Source organism: Sinorhizobium fredii USDA 205 (assembly GCF_001461695.1).
In the GTDB taxonomy this organism is placed as follows: domain Bacteria; phylum Pseudomonadota; class Alphaproteobacteria; order Rhizobiales; family Rhizobiaceae; genus Sinorhizobium; species Sinorhizobium fredii.
Window position 1 is genome coordinate 1 of the sequence record NZ_AUTC01000064.1, and the last position, 2,368, is coordinate 2,368.

1 protein-coding gene is annotated in these 2,368 nt (G+C 60.5%); it reads left to right on the forward strand.

Annotated features, from left to right (window positions below):
* Window positions 1-345 precede the first annotated feature (345 nt).
* Entirely contained in the window at window positions 346-2,091 is a 1,746-nt protein-coding gene (gene nopM / locus N181_RS08020) for a T3SS effector NEL-type E3 ubiquitin ligase NopM (RefSeq protein WP_014330979.1), read from the forward strand.
* Window positions 2,092-2,368 lie beyond the last annotated feature (277 nt).

Genomic DNA, 2,368 nt, shown 5'->3' on the forward strand with positions numbered 1-2,368 from the left:
CATGTACGCACATCTTCCTCAGCCGTCGGTTAACTTTACGGTGCCACCCGGGGTTCTGCAGCGACACTCGTCAGCTGATCGACAGGAAGGCCTGCTAAGGGCAGCACGCTGCCACGTTGACGGGTCCTCCAGGCTTATCTGGCCAACGAAATGGCAGGACTCCTCGCAGCAGTATCGCTTTATTTGCTGCGGCGGGAGTCGTGTGAACCTGTCCCGGCTCGGGGCAGGAGCCGCAGCGCACTTGCACTTGCTCTCGAATGATCAATTGCGCTGCGCAACCACCTGCCTCGCGGCCTTGAGAAGCGGCGGGCGTGCTATTTGTTCTAACGACGAAGAAAGATATCGATGAACATAGGAGACGCACAGCAGAGTGCAGGTTCTTCCCCGGCCACTTCTGAAGAGGGGGAGCAGGAAAGTTACCTCAGCGGCTTCGCCCGAGCCGTGGCGGATTTGGTCGAAGCCATGACAGGATATCGGACCCCGGCCTCCGCGCGCGCGCAGATCCTGGACAACTGGGTTGCCGAAGAGGGGCAGGGCGAAGCCGAGAATCGGCGACAGGGGCGCACACGAATTAGGGGTTCGGACAACACGGGCTCGCACTCGCTGGATTTGTCCTCCCTCTCCCTGACCGCTTTGCCCGCCGCCCTGCCGCCAAGATTGCTGGAACTGCGCGCCAGGCACAACGAACTAAGCAGCCTGCCCGCTAGCTTCCCCCCCGGTCTTCAGCATCTTCTCATTAGCCATAACCGGTTGACCAGTTTGCCGGACGCTCTTCCGGCGACCCTCTCTCGGCTGGAGGTGGCCGATAACAGCTTGACCAGTCTGCCGGCCAACCTTCCGGCTGGGCTCGAGATCCTGAACGCAAGCGACAACCGACTAACTAGCCTGCCGGACGCTCTCCCGAGCAGGCTCACCTCGCTCGCGGTTAGTGGCAATCAGCTGACCGACCTCCCCGACTCCCTCCCATCGGGGCTTATTGAACTCGATGTCAGCAGCAATCAATTGGCCAACCTCCCCGACCCCCTTCCGAGCACGCTCCAATCGCTCAATCTCAGCGGTAACCGGCTGACCGGCCTGCCTGAGGATCTTCTTGAGGGTCGTGTACCGAATCTTAGTCTCAGCTACCCGCATTTGGAGAACCTCGAGTTCGGGGATAACCCGCTGCCGGACGACGTCCTCGCTAATCTGGCGGCGGCTGAAGCGCCACCGCAGCTTGCGCAGCAATCTCTATATGAGGCTGCCGCGCACTGGCTCGCAGACGACCCGGCGACGCTGGCCGAATGGCAGCACTTTGCGGATGAGCCAGGCGCCCAGGACTACGCGCAGTTCCTGGAGAGGCTACGAGGGACCGTGAATTATGGCAATGACGAGTTTCGGCAGAGAGTGGCTGATGATCTGCGGCAGACGGCGGCCAATCCGAGATTGCGCGAGCAGTTTTTTGCACAGGCTTCCGACGCCAACGCGAGCTGCGAGGATCGAGTTACCTTGCACTGGAACGGTATGCAGACCGCGCGCCTCAACGCTGATGTCGAGGGCGGCGTCTATGACGATCGTCTTGGCGAACTGATCCAGCGCGGCCGTGTTGCGTTCCGCTTAGAGGCGCTCGACGAGATCGCGCGCGACAGGGTCAACTCGCTCCTCAGCCTCGACCCGAACATAGACGACGTCGAAGTCTACTTGGCCTATCAACATCGGCTGCGCGAGCCGCTGGAGCTCAGTCACGTCGCCCCTGACATGCGCTTCCTGGCGGTCTCTCACGTAAGCGAGGATGATGCGACGGAGGCGCTGGACCTGATCCGGGAGCGGGAAGCGAACCAATTCACCGACTACATGGCAACCCGCTGGCAACCTTGGGAGACGGTGCTGAGGCGCATCGCACCGGACGAACATGCAGCGATGCAGGACCGGCTCGTCGAAGCCATGGGCGAAGAGTTTCAGAGCCGTCTGGATCAGCGACTGGCCGAACATGGTCTGGTAGGCGATGTCGATGCCGAGCGGGTGCTCGGAGCCCAAGTCCGAAACCAAATCGCAGGCGAGATCAAAGGCGAGGTCATGAACCGGCTGCTCTCAGAGCGTGGCCTAGAACAATGAGACTTCCCAAGAGTGTCAATCGGCGTTGGCAACGCCGATTGACAGTTTCGAGCATTGACGAGCATGGCATCATGGGGTCGAAACAAGAACTGCGCGAAATCGTACGCTAATATAAGGCCGAACAGAGTGTAAGCATCACGCGGCGCGCAGGATTCGTGCGGGAAGTCGCAAAGGTCTGAAGCCCTCCGGTATTTTCTGTTCATCCTCCCAGGAATAGATGCCGGTGAGATGGCACTGTAAAGTTATCAGCGGATTGATGCAGCGATAGCTGGCGGGG